The sequence below is a fragment of the Pseudaminobacter soli (ex Li et al. 2025) genome (assembly GCF_003012705.1).
Classification (GTDB): Bacteria; Pseudomonadota; Alphaproteobacteria; order Rhizobiales; family Rhizobiaceae; genus Pseudaminobacter; species Pseudaminobacter soli.
In genome coordinates this window covers 1-658 of the sequence record NZ_PXYL01000067.1, presented here as the reverse complement: position 1 = coordinate 658, position 658 = coordinate 1, and the positions used below count along the sequence as shown (strand labels likewise).

General features: G+C 57.3%; 1 protein-coding gene. It reads right to left on the bottom strand.

The window, feature by feature from the left end:
- On the bottom strand, nucleotides 1-643 hold a 643-nt coding region (locus C7I85_RS30250), incomplete at its 3' end, for an acyltransferase family protein (RefSeq protein ID WP_245445174.1).
- Nucleotides 644-658 lie beyond the last annotated feature (15 nt).

The window sequence follows — 658 nt, the reverse complement described above, 5'->3', positions numbered from 1 at the left end:
CGCCGATCAGCACGACGCCGGTTCCGGCCATGGCTTCCCGCGCGAGCCTTTGGGTCGGGCGCGGTATCAGGCTTAGGGCGAGGACGGCACCGAGCAGCAATTCCCATGCCCTGTATTGCGCAAGATAGAATGCCTTTTCTGGTGCGTAGTGCACCGCCCAGGTGCTTGCAATCAAGGACGCTGCAAGCGTCGCCAGAAGAATGAGCGCCAGATACCGTCGGAAGAACCTGACTATCAGCACCACGGCAATAGGGAAGACGATATAGAACTGCTCCTCGACGGCTAGCGACCAGGTATGAAGGAGCGGCTTCAATTGCGATTCGATGTCGAAATAACCAACCTCGCGCTGGAAGCGAATGTTCGAGATGAATAGCACCGTCGCCTTCAGGCTTCGTGCAAAATATGTGAATTCGACCGGCATGAAGACGAACCATGCCATCACCGCCGATGCGGCAATCATCGCAAAGAGCGCAGGGAATATCCGGCGAACTCGGCGTTCATAGAATTGCAGAAGGCTGAATTCGCCCCTGTCGAGCTCTCCGATGATCACCGCCGCCATCAGGTAGCCCGAGATCACGAAAAATACGTCGACGCCGACAAAGCCGCCGCCAAAGCCAGCGATGCCTGCATGGTACAGAACCACCGGGAAAACCGCGAG